Annotated in this window: 17 protein-coding genes and 1 other RNA gene; 9 read left to right on the plus strand and 9 right to left on the minus strand. The window is 57.1% G+C overall.

Features of this window, described 5'->3' with window-relative positions:
- Positions 1-5: 5 nt before the first annotated feature.
- The 5 genes from carA to grpE all read right to left on the minus strand — a co-directional run bounded on the left by carA (position 6) and on the right by grpE (position 6276).
- Positions 6-1142 (minus strand): glutamine-hydrolyzing carbamoyl-phosphate synthase small subunit, encoded by a 1137-nt coding sequence (gene carA / locus EE949_RS24675; protein ID WP_122666696.1) that lies wholly within the window; start codon positions 1140-1142, stop codon positions 6-8.
- A gap of 266 nt (positions 1143-1408) precedes the next feature.
- Positions 1409-2212 carry a 4-hydroxy-tetrahydrodipicolinate reductase gene (gene dapB, locus EE949_RS24680; RefSeq protein WP_122666697.1) on the minus strand — a complete coding sequence of 268 codons (804 nt, stop codon included), beginning with the start codon at positions 2210-2212 and terminating at the stop codon, positions 1409-1411.
- Positions 2213-2224: 12 nt separating this feature from the next.
- Positions 2225-3364, minus strand: a complete 1140-nt coding sequence (gene dnaJ / locus EE949_RS24685; RefSeq protein WP_027900311.1) for a molecular chaperone DnaJ — start codon at positions 3362-3364, stop codon at positions 2225-2227.
- 325 nt (positions 3365-3689) lie between these two features.
- Positions 3690-5609 (minus strand): molecular chaperone DnaK, encoded by a 1920-nt coding sequence (gene dnaK, locus EE949_RS24690; protein WP_122666698.1) that lies wholly within the window; start codon positions 5607-5609, stop codon positions 3690-3692.
- Positions 5610-5712: 103 nt separating this feature from the next.
- A complete protein-coding gene (gene grpE, locus EE949_RS24695; RefSeq protein ID WP_027900309.1) occupies positions 5713-6276 on the minus strand; it encodes a nucleotide exchange factor GrpE in 564 nt (187 codons plus the stop codon).
- Positions 6277-6549: 273 nt separating this feature from the next.
- Between grpE and recN the strand changes: the two genes are divergently transcribed.
- Complete coding sequence (gene recN, locus EE949_RS24700) at positions 6550-8223, plus strand: DNA repair protein RecN (RefSeq protein WP_122666699.1); 1674 nt, start codon at positions 6550-6552, stop codon at positions 8221-8223.
- 632 nt (positions 8224-8855) lie between these two features.
- Here the strand turns inward: recN and fur are convergent.
- On the minus strand, positions 8856-9263 hold the full coding sequence (gene fur / locus EE949_RS24705; RefSeq protein ID WP_002555142.1) for a ferric iron uptake transcriptional regulator: 408 nt from the start codon (positions 9261-9263) through the stop codon (positions 8856-8858).
- A gap of 98 nt (positions 9264-9361) precedes the next feature.
- Here fur and EE949_RS24710 point away from each other — a divergent pair, with 98 nt between their 5' ends.
- Positions 9362-9871 (plus strand): outer membrane protein assembly factor BamE, encoded by a 510-nt coding sequence (locus EE949_RS24710; protein ID WP_122666700.1) that lies wholly within the window; start codon positions 9362-9364, stop codon positions 9869-9871.
- A gap of 75 nt (positions 9872-9946) precedes the next feature.
- Here the strand turns inward: EE949_RS24710 and EE949_RS24715 are convergent, their stop codons facing one another.
- Entirely contained in the window at positions 9947-10258 is a 312-nt protein-coding gene (locus EE949_RS24715; protein ID WP_122666701.1) for an RnfH family protein, read from the minus strand.
- Entirely contained in the window at positions 10251-10685 is a 435-nt protein-coding gene (locus EE949_RS24720) for a type II toxin-antitoxin system RatA family toxin (protein ID WP_122666872.1), read from the minus strand. Before EE949_RS24720 ends, EE949_RS24715 begins: the two co-directional genes overlap by 8 nt.
- A gap of 483 nt (positions 10686-11168) precedes the next feature.
- Here EE949_RS24720 and smpB point away from each other — a divergent pair, with 483 nt between their 5' ends.
- On the plus strand, positions 11169-11651 hold the full coding sequence (smpB, locus tag EE949_RS24725; protein WP_122666702.1) for an SsrA-binding protein SmpB: 483 nt from the start codon (positions 11169-11171) through the stop codon (positions 11649-11651).
- Between the two features lie 141 nt (positions 11652-11792).
- Here the strand turns inward: smpB and EE949_RS24730 are convergent, their stop codons facing one another.
- On the minus strand, positions 11793-12560 hold the full coding sequence (locus tag EE949_RS24730) for a GntR family transcriptional regulator (protein ID WP_122666703.1): 768 nt from the start codon (positions 12558-12560) through the stop codon (positions 11793-11795).
- A gap of 409 nt (positions 12561-12969) precedes the next feature.
- Here EE949_RS24730 and EE949_RS24735 point away from each other — a divergent pair, with 409 nt between their 5' ends.
- The 6 genes from EE949_RS24735 to EE949_RS24760 all read left to right on the plus strand — a co-directional run bounded on the left by EE949_RS24735 (position 12970) and on the right by EE949_RS24760 (position 21205).
- Complete coding sequence (locus EE949_RS24735) at positions 12970-14661, plus strand: lactate permease LctP family transporter (protein ID WP_122666704.1); 1692 nt, start codon at positions 12970-12972, stop codon at positions 14659-14661.
- Between the two features lie 69 nt (positions 14662-14730).
- Positions 14731-15876, plus strand: a complete 1146-nt coding sequence (gene lldD, locus EE949_RS24740; protein ID WP_122666705.1) for an FMN-dependent L-lactate dehydrogenase LldD — start codon at positions 14731-14733, stop codon at positions 15874-15876.
- Between the two features lie 80 nt (positions 15877-15956).
- Positions 15957-18767 (plus strand): FAD-binding and (Fe-S)-binding domain-containing protein, encoded by a 2811-nt coding sequence (locus EE949_RS24745; RefSeq protein ID WP_122666706.1) that lies wholly within the window; start codon positions 15957-15959, stop codon positions 18765-18767.
- A 213-nt stretch (positions 18768-18980) separates the two neighbouring features.
- Entirely contained in the window at positions 18981-19265 is a 285-nt protein-coding gene (locus EE949_RS24750) for a hypothetical protein (RefSeq protein ID WP_122666707.1), read from the plus strand.
- 111 nt (positions 19266-19376) lie between these two features.
- Positions 19377-19765, plus strand: a transfer-messenger RNA (tmRNA) gene (gene ssrA, locus EE949_RS24755).
- A 183-nt stretch (positions 19766-19948) separates the two neighbouring features.
- The gene (locus tag EE949_RS24760) at positions 19949-21205 is read left to right on the plus strand and encodes an integrase domain-containing protein (RefSeq protein WP_122666708.1); all 1257 of its coding nucleotides are present in this window, start codon (positions 19949-19951) and stop codon (positions 21203-21205) included.
- The last annotated feature ends 154 nt before the right edge of the window (positions 21206-21359 follow it).

The following is a 21359-nucleotide window of genomic DNA, read 5'->3' on the forward strand; positions in this document are numbered from 1 at the left end:
ACCGTTCAGCGTCGCTTGGCCATGGTTTCGATGAAGCGATCAAACAACGGAGCCACATCAGTAGGACCCGGGCTTGCTTCAGGGTGACCCTGGAAGCTGAACGCGTCCTTGTCGGTACGCTCAATGCCCTGCAGGCTGCCGTCGAACAGCGACTTGTGGATCGCCTGAACATTGGCCGGGAGTGTTGCTTCATCCACCGCAAAACCGTGGTTCTGACTGGTGATCATCACAACACCGGTTTTCAGATCCTGCACCGGGTGGTTGGCACCGTGGTGACCATGACCCATCTTCACTGTCTTGGCACCGGAAGCCAGCGCCAGCAGTTGGTGACCCAGGCAGATGCCGAATACCGGGATGTCGGTTTCCAGTACTTCCTTGATCGCCTGAATCGCGTAGTCGCAAGGCTCAGGATCGCCAGGGCCGTTGGACAGGAATACACCGTCAGGCTTGTACGCGAGCACTTCGCTGGCAGGCGTTTGAGCAGGGACCACGGTCACGCGGCAACCGCGCTCAACCAGCATGCGCAGGATGTTGACCTTGACGCCGTAGTCATAGGCTACAACGTGGTACGGCAATTCGGACGCGGCGATTTCCGGGCAGCTGTCGGTCTTCAACGACCAGACGCTGGAGCGCCACTCGTACGCTTCCTTGACGCTGACGACTTTCGCCAGGTCCATGCCTTTAAGGCCAGGGAAGCCGCGCGCGGCGGCAATTGCAGCTTCTTCAGAAATGTTGTCACCGGCCATGATGCAGCCGTTCTGTGCGCCTTTCTCACGCAGGATGCGGGTCAGGCGACGGGTGTCGATGCCAGCGATTGCTACGACGTTGTTGGCTTTCAGGTATTCATCCAGCGACAGCTTGTTACGCCAGTTGCTGGCAACCAGTGGCAGATCACGAATGACCAGACCGGCAGACCAGACGCGATCTGACTCGGCGTCTTCAGGAGTGGTACCGGTGTTGCCGATGTGCGGGTACGTCAGAGTAACGATTTGCTGGGCATAGGAAGGATCGGTAAGGATTTCCTGATAGCCTGTCATGGCAGTGTTAAACACTACCTCGCCAACGGTTTGACCGTCGGCTCCAATGGCTTCGCCGCGAAAAATGCTGCCATCAGCAAGGGCGAGTATGGCTGGCTTAGTCAAGAAGACCTCCCGTAAGTAAAGCCTGAAAGGGCGTTCGCAGGTTGCAAAAAAGCGGAATGACGTAGTTACGTCACCCCGCTTTCTTATCGAATCATCTGCGCGCTTTTAGTGGACACACTAAAGCTGTAGCTTACAGAAAAAGGCTTTTTTGGTCTACCGCCAATGAGGCGAAAAGACGAGGGAATGCGACAGAAGTTCCCGAGAAAGGATAAAACAGAGGCGCAAACCCTGTATCTCACGGGTTGCGCCTCTCTTGCAGCGGTCAATCAGTGCAGATCAAGCACGTCCTGCATGTCATACAGACCTGCCTCGCGCCCTTCAAGCCACATTGCAGCTCTGACCGCGCCTTTGGCGAAGGTCATGCGGCTGGATGCCTTGTGCGTGATCTCGACGCGCTCGCCTTCGGAGGCAAACAAGACGGTGTGATCACCCACGACGTCACCCGCACGAATCGTCGCGAAGCCGATGGTTTCGCGATCACGAGCACCGGTCTGACCTTCACGACCGTAGACAGCGACCTTTTCAAGATCACGGCCCAATGCATTGGCAACCACCTCACCCAGGCGCAACGCAGTACCAGACGGCGCGTCGACCTTGTGGCGGTGATGCGCCTCGATGATTTCGATGTCGACATCATCACCCAATACCCGAGCAGCGGTGTCGAGCAGCTTCAGGCACAGATTCAGACCAACGCTGAAATTGGCTGCGAAGACGATCGGAATCTCTTTACCCGCCTCGGCGATACGCTGCTTCTCTTCAGCACTGAAACCTGTAGTGCCGATGATCATCGCCTTGCCAGCCTTGCGGCAGAACGCCAGATTCTTCAGGGTCACCGAAGGGTGCGTGAAGTCGATCAACACATCGAATTCGTCAGCCACCCGAGCCAGATCACCCGACAGCGGAACACCGATCCGACCCAGTGCAGCCAACTCGCCCGCATCAGCACCGACCAGCGTGCTGTCGGGCCGGTCAATAGCCGCAGTCAGGCCAGCGCCAGGCGCCTGCTGAACCGCCTCGATCAGAATCTTGCCCATGCGCCCGGCGGCGCCCATCACTGCAATACGTCGCATGTCCTGCTCCCGTTACAAGTCGCCGAAGAAACGCTTCACACCGTCAAACCAGCCAGTGGCTTTCGGGGAGTGAGAGCTATCGCCTTCAAGCGTTGAGCGGAACTCTTCGAGCAGTTCACGCTGACGACGACCCAGATTGACCGGAGTCTCGACAGCAACACGGCACATCAAGTCCCCCGCACCGCCGCCACGTACCGGCGCTACGCCCTTACCACGCAAGCGGAACTGCTTGCCCGTCTGGGTACCCTCAGGAATCTTCAGCTTGACGCGACCATCAAGCGTAGGCACTTCCAGCTCACCACCCAGGGCGGCATCCGTGAAGCTGATAGGCACTTCGCAGAACAGATGCTTACCGTCACGCTGGAAGATCGCGTGCTCGCGCACATTGATTACCACGTAAAGGTCGCCGGTTGGCCCGCCTTGCGTACCCGCCTCACCTTCACCGGAAAGACGAATACGGTCGCCGGTATCTACTCCAGGCGGCACTTTCACAGCGAGCGTCTTGTACTCTTCGACACGGCCTTCGCCGTGGCACGAGTCGCACGGATCGGAAATGATCTTGCCGTTGCCGTGGCAACGCGGGCAGGTTTGCTGCACCGAGAAGAACCCTTGCTGCATGCGAACCTGACCAATACCGCCGCACGTCGGGCAGGTAACAGGCGAGGAGCCTTTCTTGGCGCCTGAACCATCGCAAGGTTTGCAATTGACCAGCGTCGGGACACGGATATTAACCGAGGTACCGCGCACGGCTTCTTCGAGGTTAAGTTCAAGGGTGTAACGCAGATCGCTGCCACGCTGAGCGCCGCCACGACCACCGCCACCGCCCCGGCCACCGCCGAAGAAGTCACTGAATACATCGCCGAAGATATCGGAGAAGTTCGCACCGCCGGCGCCACCGCCGCCAAAGCCGCCGCCGCCCATGCTTGGGTCGACACCAGCATGACCGTACTGATCGTAGGCCGCACGCTTGCTCGCATCAGACAGAACTTCGTAAGCCTCGTTGGCTTCTTTGAACAGCTCTTCCGACGCTTTGTCATCAGGATTGCGATCAGGGTGATGCTTCATCGCCAGACGGCGATAAGCTTTCTTCAGATCAGCCTCGCTGGAGCCTCGCTCCACCCCCAAAACTTCGTAATAGTCACGCTTTGCCATAAATTCTTCCGCACTCTTGAGGACGTCCGGCAAAACCCTCCTGAGCTTTGCCAAACTCGTTGAGCCCCATACAGGCCCGGACCCAACTCACGTCAATTCAACGATCCTGGTCTTCATTTCACCGGCCAGGCTGACCGGGAAAGCGGCAGAACAAGCCGCCATGCAGGAGCATGACGACCTTGCCACAGCAGCTTGCGGTAGATACCGCAGGCCGCAAAAATTTCGTCTGTTCCAGACACGCCAACGCGGGAGCAAGCTCCCGCGCGGCGACATCCTACCAGCGACCGCCCGAAAACGGTCAACTGGCTTGCAAGTGAGCCTGCGCTTACTTGTTTTCTTTTACTTCTTCAAACTCTGCATCGACAACGTCGTCAGCAGGCTTGGTTTCTTCCTTCGCACCCTGAGCACCCGGTTGTGGTTGCTCGGCCTGCTCGGCGTACATCTTCTGAGCCACTGGCGCGGAGACCTTGGACAGCTCTTCGACTTTAGCGTCGATGGCAGCCTTGTCGTCGCCTTTGACGGCAGCTTCAAGAGCAACCAGTGCAGCTTCGATCGCCGTTTTCTCTTCCGCAGTCACTTTGTCACCAGCGTCGGAGATCATTTTGCGAGTCGAGTGAACCAGCGCATCGCCCTGGTTACGAGCGGTGGCCAGCTCTTCGAACTTGCGGTCTTCTTCGGTGTTGGCTTCAGCATCACGGATCATTTGCTGAATTTCTTCATCCGACAGACCAGAGTTGGCCTTGATCACGATCGACTGCTGCTTGCCGGTCGCCTTGTCTTTGGCGCCTACGTGCAGGATGCCGTTGGCGTCGATGTCGAAGGTCACTTCGATCTGTGGAACGCCACGTGGTGCTGGTGGAATCTCGGCCAGGTCGAACTTGCCCAGAGACTTGTTCTGACCCGCTTGCTTACGCTCACCTTGCAGCACGTGAATGGTCACGGCGTTCTGGTTGTCGTCAGCAGTCGAGAACACTTGCGACTTCTTGGTAGGAATCGTGGTGTTCTTGTCGATCAGAGCAGTCATGACGCCGCCCATGGTTTCGATACCCAGCGTCAGCGGGCTAACGTCCAGCAGCAGAACGTCTTTAACGTCACCGGCCAATACTGCGCCCTGGATAGCAGCACCCATGGCAACGGCTTCGTCCGGGTTAACGTCTTTACGCGCTTCTTTGCCGAAGAACTCAGTGACTTTCTGCTGTACCAACGGCATACGAGTCTGGCCACCGACCAGAATCACGTCGTTGATGGCGCTGATGTCGATACCGGAGTCTTTCAACGCGATACGGCAAGGTTCGATGGTGCGCTGAACCAGGTCTTCAACCAGCGATTCCAGCTTGGCGCGGGAAATCTTGACGTTCAAGTGCTTAGGACCGGTCGCGTCTGCAGTGATGTACGGCAGGTTAACGTCGGTCGAATTGCTCGAAGACAGCTCGATCTTGGCTTTCTCAGCGGCTTCTTTCAGGCGCTGCATGGCCAGCGGGTCACCTTTAAGGTTCATGCCGCTTTCTTTCTTGAATTCGTCAACGAGGTAGTCGATCAGACGGATGTCGAAGTCTTCACCACCTAGGAACGTGTCACCGTTGGTTGCCAGCACTTCGAACTGGTGCTCGCCATCAACTTCAGCAATTTCGATAACCGAAACGTCGAAAGTACCGCCACCCAGGTCATAAACGATGACAGTGTGGTCGCCCTTGGCTTTGTCCATACCGTAAGCCAGAGCGGCCGCGGTTGGTTCGTTGATGATACGTTTTACGTCCAGACCGGCAATACGACCGGCGTCTTTAGTCGCCTGACGCTGACTGTCGTTGAAGTAAGCCGGAACGGTGATCACCGCCTCGGTCACTGCTTCGCCCAGATAGTCTTCAGCGGTTTTCTTCATCTTCTTCAGGATTTCAGCAGAAATCTGAGGAGGCGACATTTTCTTGCCGTTGACTTCAACCCACGCATCGCCATTGTCAGCTTTGGCGATTTTATAAGGGACCATCTGAATGTCTTTCTGAACGACTTCTTCTTCGAACTTACGACCGATCAGACGCTTTACCGCGTACAGGGTGTTGTGCGGGTTGGTCACTGCCTGACGCTTGGCCGACTGACCTACCAGGATCTCGCCATCGTTGGCATAAGCAATGATCGAAGGCGTGGTACGAGCGCCTTCGGCGTTCTCCAGGACCTTGACGCTGCCGTTTTCCAGAATGGAGACGCAAGAGTTAGTGGTCCCCAGGTCAATACCGATAATTCTGCCCATCTGTGAATCTCCCGAAATTTTGAATTTGGTTGCCGCAACTGCGTTTACAAATTGCGGTAGCTCTTAAACGCTTGGCCTATAAATGGGGGCCAGACAGCTGATTTCAAGCCTGCTCATCAATTGATGGCTGAACAGGCGATGGTGCCTTGCTGACCACGACCATAGCCGGGCGCAGCAGACGACCATTGAGCTGGTAGCCCTTCTGGAACACTTTCAAAACACTGTTGGGTTCAACGTCTGCGCTTTCCTGCATGGCCATTGCCTGATGGTGCTCGGCATTGAATGGCTGACCATGCGGATCGATCGCTTCGAGGTGGTAACGCTTGAGCGTGTCGCTGAACATTTTCAGCGTCAGCTCGATACCTTCGCGCATTGGACGAATGCTTTCGTCGTCCGGATTGGACAAGTCCAGACCACGCTCAAGGCTGTCCACGATCGGCAACAAGTCACTCGCAAACTTCTCAAGCGCAAACTTGTGAGCCTTTTCCACATCCTGTTCTGCACGGCGGCGGACGTTCTGCAAATCCGCAGCCACACGCAGGGACTGGTCCTGTGCCGCGGCCAGTTGCTCTTCGAGCACTTGCACGCGGGTTACCAATTCTTCACCGGAGACTGCTTCGGCAGCCTGGTCCTGGGTCTGCGCATCCAGATTCTGTTCGTCAGCCATAGATTTCTCCTTTCCAATACGTCCGCGACCTCAAATCGCGCTTCTGCCCCCCTATATGGGAGCGGATTTTTCAGCTTCAAGAGCAAAATTCAGCAGATCGACAAAAGTCCTCACAAAAATTCCGGCCAAAGCCAAGCCCCTATCACGCTTGAACAAATCACCAATTGGACTAAAAAAAGCTTGCCTGCGAACGAATCGAGCTAAATGAGGGCATTGTCACCCACGAATAAAACACTGTATAAATAACCAGACTTATCGCTTGGGAGCCACTCCATGCTGGTGCACCTTTCCGTACATAACTACGCCATCGTTGAACACCTCGATCTCGAGCTGGACCGTGGCATGAGCGTGATCACCGGTGAAACCGGGGCTGGCAAATCAATCATGCTCGATGCCCTCGGCCTGACCCTTGGCGACAGAGCCGACAGCGGCGTGGTGCGCCCCGGTGCGGACAAGGCAGACATTCTCGCGACCTTCGATCTGGTCGACATTCCCGAAGCGCAAACCTGGCTGCAGGAGCGTGACCTCGACAACGACGGCCCCTGCATCCTGCGCCGGGTCATCACCGCCGAGGGTCGCTCGCGCTCCTACATCAATGGCACACCCTGCCCGCAAGGTGACCTGAAAGCACTGGGCGAGCTGTTGATTGATATTCACAGCCAGCACGAGCATCAGTCGCTGCTCAAGACCGACACACACCGTCGCTTGCTGGATGAATACGCCGGCGCGACCGATCTGGCCCGCCAGGTACAACTGGCCGCCCAGCGCTGGCGCCAGACCCGCCAGGAACTGGACAGGCTTGCCAACTCCGGCGACGAACAACGCGCACGCCACCAGTTGCTGAGCTATCAACTGGAAGAACTGGAAAGCCTCAGCCTTGGCGAGAATGAGCTGGAGCAGCTTGAGCAGGAACAGAAAACCCTGACCAACGCCGAAAGCCTGCTGAGCATTTGCCGTCAGGTTGTCGAGCAATGCAGCGAAAATGACTCAGGTAATGTGCTGAACGCACTAACCGCCAGCCTGCATCGGCTGGGCAGCGTCAACGACTCGCCGACCGCTCTGAGCGAAGCGACCAATCTGCTGTCCAGTGCACAGATTCAGGTAGAAGAAGCCGTTGGTGAGCTCAATCGCTTCCTGGATCACTTCGACGCCGATCCTGCGCGCCTGCAGCAGCTCGAAGAACGCCTGGACGCTATCTATACCCTGGCGCGCAAGCATCGCATCCAGCCGACTGAAGTCGCGACACTTCAACAAAAGCTACTGGACGAAATCGAAACGCTTAATGCCAACGACGAGGCAATCGAGCGCCTGGAAAATGAAGTGGCATCGTTCGCCCGTCACTATAAAGAGAAAGCCCGGGAACTGAGCGACCTGCGCCATCGCGCAGCGCCGGAACTGGCAGCTGCCGTAGAACACGAAATCCAGCGCCTGGGCATGCCCGGCGGGCGCTTCAGCATCGAGCTGAAAGCCAATCCGGAGAAAGAATTGCTGCCCAACGGGCTGGAACAGGTCGAGCTTCTGGTTAGCGCAAACCCGGGCCAGCCACTCAAAGCGCTGGCGAAAGTAGCGTCGGGCGGTGAGCTCTCAAGGATCAGCCTGGCGATCCAGGTGATCACCGCGCAAACCTCCAGGGTGCCGACACTGGTATTTGACGAAGTGGATGTCGGGATCGGCGGCCCAACGGCCGAGATCGTCGGCCAGCTATTACGTCGTCTGGGTGATCGCGGTCAGGTCATGACCGTGACGCACTTGCCGCAAGTCGCCGCACAGGGGCATCAACACCTGTTTGTCCACAAAGTCCGCGACAGCGAGGCCACGCGCACCGCTGTATCAAAACTGAGCAAGAACGAACGTATAGAAGAAGTCGCGAGGATGCTGGGCGGGATCGACCTGACCAAAGAGTCTCTGGCCCACGCGAAGAAGATGGTGGTGACAGCCAAGAGCTGAAGGCTGTCGCTTCAGTACAGGGCCAAACTCCCGAAGAGTTCGGTCTCAAAGGTTCACTGCCAGCTACGGGAAATGGACATCCCGTGGGAGCGAATTCATTCGCGAATGAGCCGGTACATCCGCCACATTTGCGTCGGAAGGAATGCCGTCTTCGCGAATGAATTCGCTCCCACATATTCAGCGCCCTCAGCCCCCAACACCTTTTCACATCCAAAACCGCACAAACGGGCCCCAGGGTGGAGGGATCCACCTGACCAAAGATTCCCTGGCCCACGTTAAAAAAATGGTGGTGACAGCGAAGAGCTGATGGCTGTCGCTTTCCGTGTGGGAGCTGCCGAAGGCTGCGAAGCAATGGCCGCCATTCGCAGCCTTCGGCAGCTCCTACATAATTCAGAACAGCTTCAAGACTCACCGACGACCTCAAACCCGTGGAAGGCTGGCCTGTAAGCATAATTCCCGTGGGAGCGAATTCATTCGCGAATGGGCCGGTACATCCGCCACATTTGCGTCGGAAGGAATGCCGTCTTCGCGAATGAATTCGCTCCCACAGATTTAGGCCCCTAACACTTATTCACCTCCAAAAACGCACAAAGGCGACCCTAGGGTCGCCTTTGCTGTTGCAACAAAAAGACTTAAGCCTTTTTATTGCGCACGTACAGCACCAGATTGTGATCCACCAAATCGAAACCGTGCCGCTCGACAATGGCTTTTTGAAGCTTTTCGATTTCTTCGTCGAAGAACTCGATCACTTCTCCGGATTCCACGTTGACCATATGGTCGTGGTGGCCGCCGTCAGCCAATTCGAATACCGCATGTCCACCGTCGAAATTGTGGCGAACCACTAATCCGGCAGCTTCGAATTGGGTCAGGACACGGTAAACCGTGGCCAGTCCGACGTCCTCGCTAGCTTCCATCAGTGCCTTGTAAACATCCTCGGCACTCATGTGGCGCTGCTCGGCGGAATCGAGCATCTGTAGTATTTTGACCCGTGGCAGGGTCACTTTAAGTCCGGCTTTTCGTAGTTCGCTATTTTCAACCATGGTCAGCTTTCTCGCAGACGCTGCTTCGCAGCTTCTCTTAATGCAGGTATGATCGGGGTTTACGTTGTCCCAGCCAAGATAGTGGAAGTCGCCCACCGATGCAAAACACCAAGCTCCTGCTAACCAGTTTCACCCTTGTGGGACTGCTCGCACTCGCCGGTTGTTCATTCCCCGGGGTTTACAAAATCGACATCCAGCAAGGCAATGTCGTCACGCAGGACATGATAGACCAGTTAAGGCCGGGAATGACCCGACGGCAAGTACGGTTTATCATGGGCAACCCTCTGTTGACCGATACTTTCCATGCCGATCGCTGGGATTATCTGTACAGCCTGCAGCCTGGTGGCGGTGAACGTCAGCAGGAGCGTGTCTCGCTGATCTTCAATGGCAACGACCAACTGGTCAGCCTGTCAGGCGACTTCATGCCGGGCGTGAGCCGTGATGAAGCCATCCTTGGCAACGACGGTGGCTCTACCGTCACGCCACAGCAGCCTAAAGAAGAACCTGCCAAGCCAGGGTCGCTGCTGGACCAGATCCAGAAGGACGTCGACAAAGTCGAGACCGTTCCTGTTCCGACTCAGGAACCACTGGAAGTGTCGCCGCAGTAACCCATACTGCAGCTACAAAAAAGCCCGGCATGCCGGGCTTTTTGCTGTCTGCGGGTTACAGAAAAAACAACGCGCCTAGCGCTCGCTGTCCTTTCGAGCCTTTGCGGCTTTGGCTGCCCGCAGGCGTCGGACCTCTTTGGGGTCGGCCAGCAGCGGGCGATAGATCTCAACGCGGTCGCCCTGCTCCAGCACACGCTCATGCCTGACCGCCCTGCCGAAGATACCCACAGGGCAATGAATCAGATCCAGCTCGGGAAACTCATTCCCTACGCCCGAAATCAGCAATGCCTGCTGAACTGTCGACCCCACCGGCACCTCAACAGCACGCAGTGACTGCCGGTCCACACCGGCGTGCACTACCTCGACCGTGATCAGAGCCTCAGCCATGCAATTGTTTCGCTCGCTGGCAGAACGCATCCACCAACGTGTTCGCGGCCTGGTTGAACAGCGGCCCAAGCGTGGCCCGGACGATGGGACCTGCGTAATCAAACGACAGATCGAGGCTGATTTTGCAGGCTTTCTCGCCCAGCGCCTTGAATGTCCAGACGCCATGCAGTTGCTCGAAAGGCCCCTCCACCAGATCCATCACGATGGATTGGCCCGGTACTAGCGTGTTTTGCGTTACAAAATGTTGGCTCAGGCCGCCCTTGGCGATTTCCAGGCTGGCACGCATGTGCTCCTCGCCCACCTCCAGCACTTTAGCTGCAGAGCACCAGGGCAAGAATTCGGAGTAGCGCTCTACATCGTTGACCAGGTCATAGAGAGCCTTGGCCGGGTAAGGCAAAAGAGCGGAACGTTGGATATGCGTAGTCATGTCAGCGTCAATTCCAAAGCTGAGCGGCAAACACAACATGAATGCCGAACGGCGCCACATAGCGCATCAAAAAAACGTCAAAGCAAGGAGCGCCAAGGCCCGTCACTCAACCTGCGGATACTGCAAACACGCCTCACCGCAGTGAACGGCGTGATGAACACATCGACCCTGGCAAGCCAGCATCGGTTCGAATGAAATAAAAGTCACCTTCGCCTCACACCCATAAATACGGCGCACAAGCAGGCGCATTGTCCGGGATTCAATCATCGTGCTCAAGCGTGCAGCTTCCGGACAGACCGTGTGAAAACGTAGCGAGCGAAGGCAGGCCAAGGCAAAACAGGCGAAAAACGGCCGGGGTCGCGTCCGACTCTAGTGTCTAAATGAGCATTTTTCGTCTGTTTTTAACGCAGTAATGTCGAGCGCAGTAGTTTTCGCACGGTCTGCGTAGCCGACTTTGAAGCGAGTCCCTATAATGCGTCGCCTATGGCTAAGCTCAAGAAACACCCTACAGGGACCATCGCGCAAAATAAAAAAGCGCGTCACGATTACTTCATCGAACACAAGTTCGAGGCCGGTCTGGTCCTGGCTGGCTGGGAAGTAAAAAGTCTGCGTGCCAACAAGGTACAGCTGGTCGACAGTTACGTGCTGCTCAAAGATGGTGAGGCATGGCTGATGGGTAGCCATATTTCGCCACTGACGACTGCCAGCACGCACGTCATCGCTGACCCGACACGCACCCGCAAACTGCTGCTCAATGCACGCGAGCTTGAAAAGCTGACCTCATCGGTCCAGCAAAAAGGCTATGCATGCGTCGCGCTTTCCCTTTACTGGAAGCAGCACTTGATCAAGTGCGAAATTGCTCTGGGCAAAGGTAAAAAAGAATACGACAAGCGCCATACCGAGCGTGAACGTGATTCTGATCGCGAGCTGCAACGGGCCGTGCGGACCAAGGGTAAGGATGATTAGGCTTAGCGCCTGATTCCCCTGCCCTGCTGGCTTGAACGGTAGGAGCGAATTTATTCGCGAAGAGGCCAGTACAGTCTAAATCTTCATCGGCTGTACGCACGCTTTCGCGAATGAATTCGCTCCCACTGGTTTAGCGTCAAATCACATCCCATTACGCCGCTCAGCCCGTGCCGTGCGCTGCACTTGCTGCCGAACCTCTTCCAGCACTTCCTGCACATACAACAGGTGACGACTGGAAATATCACGCGCGTCGTCCGCTCGCCCTTCGATAATTGCCGTGTAAAGCTCCTGATGCTGACGGATCAGCATGTCGCGGGTTTCGCTGCGCTGCTTGTACATCCCGCCGATATTGATCACCACGTTGCGCTTGAGCAGGTCGAACAGACCGCGAATGGTGTGCAGCAGAATAGCGTTGTGGCTGGCTTCAGCGATCGCCATATGAAAGCTCGCATCAGCAGCGCCCTCTTCTGCCCGGCTGACTTCCCCCTCACGGCCATAACAGTCCTGCAACGTATCGAAGGCCTGGCGTAGACGCTCCCGGTCTACATCAGTCGCGCGCATGGCCGCGTAATACGCACAAGAGGCTTCAAGCGTATGGCGGAACTCCAGCAAGTCGCGCTGAGCATCCGGGCTGCTCTCCAGCAAATGCAGCAGCGGATCACTGAAGGTCGAGCCGATGTTCTCGACCACATAATTGCCGCCGCCCTGCCGGCTGACCAACAAGCCTTTGGCGGTCAATTTCTGGATGGCTTCACGCAAAGAAGGCCGGGAAACACCAAACTGCTCCGCCAGGGCCCGCTCGGCAGGCAGTCGCCCACCCGCCTTGAGCGTGCCCTCAAGAATCATTCGTTCCAACTGCTCGACAATATCGTCGGACAAACGGCGCTGACGCACCTGATCAAAGCCCATCACTCTCACTCCACATCCCCGATCGCGTTACCGGGCCTGCGTATTCTGGCTGATTGCCGCCACTCGGACACCTGCCAGATGCCCCCTGAAATGGCGTATCAGATGCCGCTTTCATAGGGTTCTCCTACGAAAGTTGCACGACCGCAAATTGACACACCAATAGAGAGGCTTCTACGCTAGCGACTAGACATTGTAAATTGGTATTACCAATTATCCAATGCCAGCGTGAGTGGCTAACCTCTACTGCGCTGCAAGCACCTTTCGCAATGATGAAGGGCTTGAACTGGTGAGCTGTGCGATTCGTTCGTCAGCATCGGCACGACGTCAGCCACCCTGGGCGTCAGCTCGAAGCCTCGCACGTAAGACACGGAATACCGGGCCTATCCAAAAACAATTAGGGGCCACCCATATGCAAACCTGGCAACAGCTCTACACCCCCCTGGGCAGTCTTGGCCTTTCGGCCGCCGCTGCGCTCATACCGATTGTGTTTTTCTTTCTGGCGCTCGCCGTATTCAGGCTCAAAGGGCATGTCGCCGGGAGCATTACGCTGGTGTTGTCGATACTGGTAGCGATCTTTGCTTTCCAGATGCCTGCTGACATGGCACTCGCGGCCGCCGGGTATGGGTTTGCCTACGGGTTATGGCCTATCGCATGGATCATTGTCGCTGCGGTGTTTCTCTACAAACTGACGGTGAAGAGTGGTCAGTTCGAGATCATCCGCAGCTCGGTCATGTCCATCACCGATGACCAGCGCATTCAGGTGCTGTTGATCGCGTTTTGTTTTGGAGCATTTCTTGAAGGCGCCGCTGGCTTCGGCGCACCGGTAGCGATTACTGCCGCGTTGCTGGTCGGCCTCGGCTTGAACCCGCTTTATGCGGCAGGCCTGTGTCTGATCGCCAACACCGCGCCTGTCGCCTTCGGCGCACTGGGCATTCCGGTGATTGTGGCGGGCCAGGTGTCGGGCATCGACCCGTTCAAGATTGGCGCCATGGCGGGGCGGCAATTGCCATTCCTGTCAGTGTTCGTGCCGTTCTGGCTGATGTTCATGATGGATGGCGTCAAAGGTGTCAAAGAGACGTGGCCTGCAGCGCTGGTTGCCGGCGTGAGCTTCGGGATCACCCAGTACCTGACCTCCAACTACATTGGCCCGGAACTGCCCGACATCACCTCGGCGCTGGTGAGCATGGTCGCCCTGACCTTTTTCCTTAAAGTCTGGCAGCCCAAAAAAGCCGGGGAAACCGAAATCAGCCAGTCAGGCGGTGCAGCGGTCATGGGTAGCCCGGGCGGTTTTGGTCAGCCACGCACATCGGTTAAATCGCCCTACACCGTGGGGCAGATCATCAAGGCATGGTCACCCTTCCTGATTCTCACCGTAATGGTCACCATCTGGACGCTGAAGCCCTTCAAGGCAATGTTTGCCGCAGGCGGCGCGATGCAGGCATGGACGATGAACATTCCCATCCCGCATCTCGATCAACTGGTCATGAAAGTTGCACCTATCGTTGCCAACGCGACGGCTATGCCTGCGGTGTACAAATTCGACCTGATCGCCGCCTCGGGTACCGCGATCCTGTTCTCGGCCATCCTCGCGATGTTCGTACTGCGGATCACACCAAAGACAGGCCTGACCACGTTCAAAGAAACCCTCAAAGAGCTACGCTGGGCGATCATCTCCATCGGCATGGTGCTGGCCTTTGCCTTCGTCATGAACTACTCGGGCATGTCCTCGACGCTGGCGCTGGTATTGGCCGGAACCGGCGCGGCCTTCCCGTTCTTCTCGCCATTCCTCGGCTGGCTGGGCGTGTTCCTGACGGGCTCGGATACGTCGTCCAACGCGCTCTTTGGCTCGTTGCAGGCGACCACCGCGCATCAGGTTGGCGTCAGCGATGTGCTGATGGTGGCGGCGAACTCCACAGGCGGCGTGACAGGCAAGATGATTTCACCGCAGTCCATCGCGGTGGCTTGCGCGGCGACCGGACTGGTTGGCAAAGAATCTGACCTGTTCCGCTTCACCCTCAAGCACAGCATTTTCTTCGCCACGATTATTGGCTGCATGACCTACGCCCAGGCGTACTGGTTCACCGGCATGCTGGTGCACTGATGAAACGAGCGTCGGGCGCGCTCAGGTGCGCCCGACCTTCGCCCCACTTACTCGACGTTGTGAGAGCCCATGATTATTTCTGCCTCCACTGACTACCGCGCCGCAGCGCAACGCAAGCTGCCGCCCTTCCTGTTTCATTACGCCGACGGTGGCGCCTACGCCGAGCACACGTTGCGCCACAACGTCTCGGACCTTGCCAGCATTGCCCTGCGCCAGCGCGTGCTGAAAAACATGTCGGAACTGAGCCTGAATACCACGCTGCTCGGCGAAACCATGAGCATGCCCATAGCCTTGGCGCCCATCGGGTTGTGCGGCATGTACGCCCGCCGAGGCGAAGTACAGGCAGCACGCGCAGCCGCCAGCAAAGGCATCCCGTTCACCTTGTCCACAGTGTCGGTCTGCCCGATTGAAGAAGTCGCTCCCGCCATCGACCGCCCTATCTGGTTTCAGCTCTACGTGCTCAAGGACCGCGGTTTCATGCGCAACGCCCTTGAGCGGGCCAAGGCCGCCGGGGTCAAGACGCTGGTGTTCACGGTCGACATGCCGGTGCCCGGCGCTCGTTACCGCGACGCCCACCATGGCATGAGCGGCGCAAACGGCCCGATGCGCCGCATATTGCAAGCCATGACGCACCCTCAATGGGCGTGGGATGTTGGCGTGAACGGTCGCCCCCATGATCTGGGCAACATCTCCACCTACCGCGGCAATCCCACCGGGCTGGCCGACTACATTGGCTGGCTGGGCAATAACTTCGATCCGTCGATTTCCTGGAAAGACCTGGAATGGATTCGCGAAACCTGGGACGGGCCGATGCTCATCAAAGGCATTCTTGACCCCGAAGACGCCCGCGATGCGGTGAAGTTCGGCGCCGACGGCATCATCGTGTCCAACCATGGCGGCCGTCAGCTCGATGGCGTGCTGTCCAGCGCCCGTGCCTTGCCCGCCATTGCCGACGCGGTGAAGGGCGACTTGAAGATCCTCGCCGATTCAGGGATCCGCAGTGGCCTGGACGTGGTGCGAATGATCGCCCTCGGTGCCGATGCGGTGTTGATCGGCCGAGCGTTCATCTATGCCTTGGCCACCCACGGTGAAGCGGGAGTGAAAAACCTGCTCGACCTGTTTGAAAAGGAAATGCGCGTGGCCATGGTCCTGACTGGAGCCAAATCCATCAGCGAGATTTCTCGCGATTCACTGGTCCGTGAGCTGGGCGCTTAAGCCCGTACACCCTGAAGCAGCAAGCACGCGGCACGCCAGATGCTGCGGCACCCTAAAGCTGATTGCATGAGGAAGACCGTGTGAACCTCCCTGCCTCTTTCCTGAATGATGTCGCTCGGCTGATCCCCGCCGAGCGCCGCTTCGACGATCCGCTTTCAACGCTGGCATTCGGCACGGACGCAAGCTTCTACCGATTGATCCCCAAGCTGGTGATTCGCGTTGAGTCCGAAGACGAAGTGGTCAGCCTGTTGAAACTGGCCCAGCGGCAAAACGTGTCGCTGACCTTTCGCGCAGCAGGCACCAGCCTTTCGGGCCAGGCCATCAGCGATTCGGTGCTGTTGGTACTCGGTGACAACTGGAACGGCCGCGAAGTACGCGAACACGGCACACAAATACGCCTGCAACCGGGCGTGATCGGCGCACAGGCCAACGCCTGGCTAGCACCTTACGGGCGCAAGATCGGGCCAGATCCGGCGTCTATCAATGCCTGCAAAATCGGCGGCATCGTGGCCAACAATGCCAGCGGCATGTGCTGCGGTACCGCGCAAAATACCTATCACACCCTGGCCGGCATACGCCTGGTGCTCGCCGACGGTACGCGCATCGACACTGAAGATTTCAACAGCGTGGCTGCGTTTCGCACCAGCCACGCCGACCTGTTGGAGCAACTCGCCAGACTAAGCCGCGAGACCCGCGCCAATACCGAACTGGCCGCCAAGATTCGCCACAAATACCGTCTGAAAAACACCACCGGCCTGTCACTTAACGCCTTGGTGGATTTTGATGAGCCGCTGGATATCCTCAGCCACCTGCTAGTGGGTTCCGAAGGCACGCTGGGCTTTATCAGCGCGGTGACTTACGACACCGTCATCGATCATCCCAACAAAGCATCTGCCCTGATCGTCTTCCCGGATGTGGAAACCTGCTGCAACGCCGTCACCGTTTTGAAAAGCCAACCTGTAGCCGCCGTCGAACTGCTCGACCGACGCAGCATGCGCTCGGTGCAGGACAAACCCGGCATGCCCGCTTTCGTACGTGAACTGTCGGCGAACGCCTGCGCGCTACTGATCGAAGCCCGCGCCGCCTCGCGACCTTTATTGCACGAGCAACTGGCGCAGATCATGGCTTCTATTGCGTCTTTTCCCGTAGAGAAACAAGTCGATTTTACCGAAGACCCGCTGGAAAACGCCCGCCTGTGGGCCATCCGCAAAGACACCTTTCCGGCGGTCGGTGCAGTGCGGCAGACCGGCACCACGGTGATCATCGAAGACGTCACCTTCCCCGTTGAGCAACTGGCCAACGGCGTGCGCCGCCTCATTGCGCTGTTCGACAAACACTACTACGACGAAGCCATTCTGTTCGGCCATGCTCTGGAAGGTAATCTGCACTTCGTGTTCACTCAGGGCTTCAACAACCCGGAAGAAGTCGCCCGTTATCAAGCGTTCATGGAAGACGTTGCGCAACTGGTGGCGGTCGAGTTTGGCGGCTCGCTCAAAGCCGAGCACGGCACCGGCCGCAACATGGCCCCCTTCGTCGAACTGGAATGGGGCCACGATGCCTATCAACTGATGTGGCAACTCAAACGCCTGCTCGACCCCAACGGCATTCTCAACCCTGACGTGGTCCTGAGTGAGGACCCGCAAATCCATCTCAAGCACCTCAAGCCTTTACCCGCAGCCGATGAAATCATCGACAAGTGCATCGAGTGCGGCTTCTGCGAACCGGTCTGCCCCTCCAAAGGCCTGACCCTCAGCCCGCGACAACGCATCGTCATCTGGCGAGACATTCAGGCGCGCAAACGAGCGGGCACCATTACCGATGAGCTGGAAAAGGCCTACCACTATCAAGGCATCGAAACCTGCGCCGCCACCGGTCTGTGCGCACAGCGCTGCCCGGTAGGGATCAACACCGGCGAACTGGTCAAGAAACTGCGCAGCCAGGAAGCCAGTCATGCACAGGCTGCGGGCTGGATGGCCAATCATTTCAAGACAATGCTGCAAGGCGCACGCTTCACCCTGCATGCCGCCAATGGCGCACGCATGCTGCTTGGTGCGCCGCGTCTCGCCAAAATTTCCGCCGCGCTGAGCAAAGCCTCGGCCGGTCGAGTGCCGCAATGGTCCCCCGCCATGCCGCAGCCTGAACAAGCGATACGCTTCACCCCGCCCATCGAAGACCAACGTCCGCGAGTGGTTTACCTCGCAGCCTGTGTATCCCGGGTGATGGGGCCCGCAGCGGGTGATAAAGAACAAATGTCGCTACTGGATAAAACCCGTGGCCTGCTCGAAAAAGCAGGCTACCAAGTGGTATTCCCCGAAGATCAGGACAACCTGTGCTGCGGTCAGCCTTTTGCGTCAAAAGGTTACAAGGAGCAAGCCGACAGCAAACGGGAGCAACTACTCGCCGCGCTCGGCAAAGCCAGCCGGGGCGGGCTCGACCCCATCTATTGCGACACCAGCCCCTGCACCTTGCGCCTGGTTGAAAACCTCAAGGAAACCGGCCTTGATCTGTACGACCCCGTGCGCTTTATCCGCACCCATCTGCTCGACAAACTGACCTTCACGCCACAGCAAGAACCGATCGCCGTGCACGTCACGTGCAGCACTCAGCATCTGGGTGAAAGTCAGGCGCTGATCGAGCTGGCGCGCCTGTGCAGCATCAACGTCGTCATCCCTGAAGGCATTCATTGCTGCGGCTTTGCGGGCGACAAAGGCTTCACCACACCCGAGCTGAACGCCCATTCGCTGCGCACCCTCAAAGAGGCAGTCCAGCACTGCAACGAAGGCATCTCCACCAGCCGTACGTGTGAGATCGGCCTCTCACAACACGGCGGTATCGACTACCACGGGCTGGTGTATCTGGTAGATCGGGTCACACAAGCCAAAACTGCCTGATCGCGACATAACAGCGGTAATCGCCCCATTTTGGTGCCCTTATCGCGAAATATGGCTTTTTCACATGAGGATGAAAAAAAATAGAACCCCTGCGTTTGTGAGCAGTCAGTTTCTGTGAGCCCGCCAACTCTGTAGTCGGGCTTACTCACAGACCTCGGCGACAGGCCTCATCGACCGGCCACACCGAGTCCACAGGCTTAAAAGGAGATACACATGAAGCGCACAGCACTTACTGGATTGTTCCTCACCGCCGCCCTGTTGGGTTCCCCGGCTTTTGCCGCCGATGATCTTTGTGGTGCCAACTTGCAGGCCCTGAAGGATGCGCAGGTTTCGTCCGGTACTAACCTGGCCGCTGATACCAAAAAGGAAATTGCCGAAACCGAGGCTGCCGCACTGAAAGCGCAAAAAGCCGGTGACGACAAGACCTGTATCGAGCTGACCACAAAGCAGATCACTGAGCTGAAAAACACCGGCTCGGCCAGCGACAGCGCCAAGTAATTCCCTGCCACGGCTAGCCGCAAGGCTGGCCGTAGGCGGGTTGCGTCAGAAGGTCGACGCGAGGAACTCATTGGAGTACACTCCGCGGCCTGACTGCGAAAGCAGTCACCTGGGGCCGATTAGGATTCGACGCCGGTGATGAAACTTTAGGTGCATGCCGACTTGGTAACAGAAGTCGTAAATCCACTGTTGCAACTTTCTATAGTTGCCAATGACGATAACTACGGTGCTCAACTAGCTGCGTAAGCAGCCTAGCCCGCACTTCTGGTAGCTTCGGCTCCAGCAATCACTAGGGGATGTCTGTAAACCCGAAGTGATTGTCATATAGAACAGAATCGCCGTGCAGTACGCTGTGGACGAATCGGCTAAAACTTACACAGCTCGCCCAAAGCACCCTGCCCGTCGGGTCGCTGAGGGTTAACTTAATAGACACGGCTAAGCATGTAGGACCGACAGCGGAGTACTGGCGGACGGGGGTTCAAATCCCCCCGGCTCCACCAAATGATCAATCAAAGACGTCCACGGACGTCTTTTTTTGTGCCTGCAATTCAATGAATACGGGGCTTTCAGCGCCATCAGCGTCCACGGACTTCCAAGAGCAGCCACGCTTTATGGCATTCCAAATGGCATTCCAAGCCCAACAGTGCTAATTTTTGGAATGCCAACCCAATCCTGGAATGCCAATGTGCGCACAAGCGGTTCGCCTCTCTGAACTCAAAATCAAATCCGCCAAGCCTGCTGAAAAGGACTACGTCCTGTTCGACGGTGGCGGACTTCAAATGCGAGTGAGAAGTAATGGCTCCAAGCTATGGAACTTCAACTATCGACACCCCGTGACTAAGAAGCGGATCAACATGGGCCTTGGTACCTTCCCTGAAGTCTCGCTAGCGCAGGCACGAAAGGGCTCCATTGCAGCGAGGGAAATACTTGCCCAAGGCATTGATCCCAAACAAAAACGAGATGCAGCGCTGCAAGCAAAGCAAGCTGAAACCGAGCACACATTCCTGAGTGTCGCGACGGAGTGGTTTGAACTGAAAAAGGATGCGGTCACACCAGCTTATGCCGAGGACATCTGGCGCTCGTTGACGCTGCATGTGTTTCCGGATTTAGCCACCACACAGATTTCAGCCATCAGCGCCCCACAAGTCATCAACCTTCTTCGACCACTCGAAACCAAAGGTAGCCTTGAAACCGTTAAACGGCTGTCACAGCGACTCAACGAGATCATGACTTACGGGGTCAACTCAGGACTAATACACGCAAACCCACTCAGCGGGATTCGCTCCGTATTCAAGAAGCCGAAAAAGAAAAACATGGCGGCACTTGCTCCCGATGAGCTGAAAGAGCTCATGGTGGCAATTGCCAATGCCAGCATAAAAAGGACCACGCGCTGCCTGATCGAATGGCAGCTCAACACAATGACTCGCCCAGCCGAGGCTGCAACCACGTGCTGGGCCGACATTGACTTCGAGAAGCGTATCTGGACGATCCCTGCCGAGCGGATGAAGAAACGACGCATACATATCGTGCCGCTCACAGATCAAGCACTGGCATTGCTGGAGGCAATCAAACCCTACAGCGGAAACCGGGAGTACGTATTCCCCGCAGACAGGGACCCTCGAACCCATTGCAATAGCCAGACCGCCAACATGGCGCTGAAGCGCATGGGCTTCGAAGGTCGGCTGGTAAGCCATGGCATGCGCTCAATGGCTAGTACCATTCTCAACGAACATGGTTGGGAGCCGGAGTTAATAGAGGTCGCACTAGCTCACGTCGATAAGGATGAGGTACGCAACGCCTACAACCGAGCAGAGTACATCGAACGCAGACGCCCGATGATGGCCTGGTGGAGCGACCACATCCAGGAAGCTGCTACCGGCAACCTATCTGTGTCAGCCATCAGAGAAAATAGAGATAAAAAAGTCGTTTCAATACGATGACCCTCAGGGCGACTTGCGACCCAAAGCGGCCCTACGCACTGCGTTCGGTCTTTAGGTAGAATCCCAACTTCTAACCAGTACGCGCCAGGTTCAGGGAAATGCAGAACGCCTTGAGTGTGAAGATTAGCTTCAACAATGAACTGGCAGTTACCAG

The organism is Pseudomonas viridiflava, from assembly GCF_900602065.1.
In the GTDB taxonomy this organism is placed as follows: Bacteria; Pseudomonadota; Gammaproteobacteria; order Pseudomonadales; family Pseudomonadaceae; genus Aquipseudomonas.

Excerpts from the sequence above, each read along its gene's own strand:
- dapB (WP_122666697.1), bottom strand. The coding sequence starts at position 2,212 with ATGCGACGTATTGCAGTGATGGGCGCCGCCGGGCGCATGGGCAAGATT.
- dnaJ (WP_027900311.1), bottom strand. The coding sequence starts at position 3,364 with ATGGCAAAGCGTGACTATTACGAAGTTTTGGGGGTGGAGCGAGGCTCC.
- dnaK (WP_122666698.1), bottom strand. The coding sequence starts at position 5,609 with ATGGGCAGAATTATCGGTATTGACCTGGGGACCACTAACTCTTGCGTC.
- grpE (WP_027900309.1), bottom strand. The coding sequence starts at position 6,276 with ATGGCTGACGAACAGAATCTGGATGCGCAGACCCAGGACCAGGCTGCC.
- recN (WP_122666699.1), top strand. The coding sequence starts at position 6,550 with ATGCTGGTGCACCTTTCCGTACATAACTACGCCATCGTTGAACACCTC.
- fur (WP_002555142.1), bottom strand. The coding sequence starts at position 9,263 with ATGGTTGAAAATAGCGAACTACGAAAAGCCGGACTTAAAGTGACCCTG.
- EE949_RS24710 (WP_122666700.1), top strand. The coding sequence starts at position 9,362 with ATGCAAAACACCAAGCTCCTGCTAACCAGTTTCACCCTTGTGGGACTG.
- EE949_RS24715 (WP_122666701.1), bottom strand. The coding sequence starts at position 10,258 with ATGGCTGAGGCTCTGATCACGGTCGAGGTAGTGCACGCCGGTGTGGAC.
- EE949_RS24720 (WP_122666872.1), bottom strand. The coding sequence starts at position 10,685 with ATGACTACGCATATCCAACGTTCCGCTCTTTTGCCTTACCCGGCCAAG.
- smpB (WP_122666702.1), top strand. The coding sequence starts at position 11,169 with ATGGCTAAGCTCAAGAAACACCCTACAGGGACCATCGCGCAAAATAAA.
- EE949_RS24730 (WP_122666703.1), bottom strand. The coding sequence starts at position 12,560 with ATGGGCTTTGATCAGGTGCGTCAGCGCCGTTTGTCCGACGATATTGTC.
- EE949_RS24735 (WP_122666704.1), top strand. The coding sequence starts at position 12,970 with ATGCAAACCTGGCAACAGCTCTACACCCCCCTGGGCAGTCTTGGCCTT.
- lldD (WP_122666705.1), top strand. The coding sequence starts at position 14,731 with ATGATTATTTCTGCCTCCACTGACTACCGCGCCGCAGCGCAACGCAAG.
- EE949_RS24750 (WP_122666707.1), top strand. The coding sequence starts at position 18,981 with ATGAAGCGCACAGCACTTACTGGATTGTTCCTCACCGCCGCCCTGTTG.
- EE949_RS24760 (WP_122666708.1), top strand. The coding sequence starts at position 19,949 with ATGTGCGCACAAGCGGTTCGCCTCTCTGAACTCAAAATCAAATCCGCC.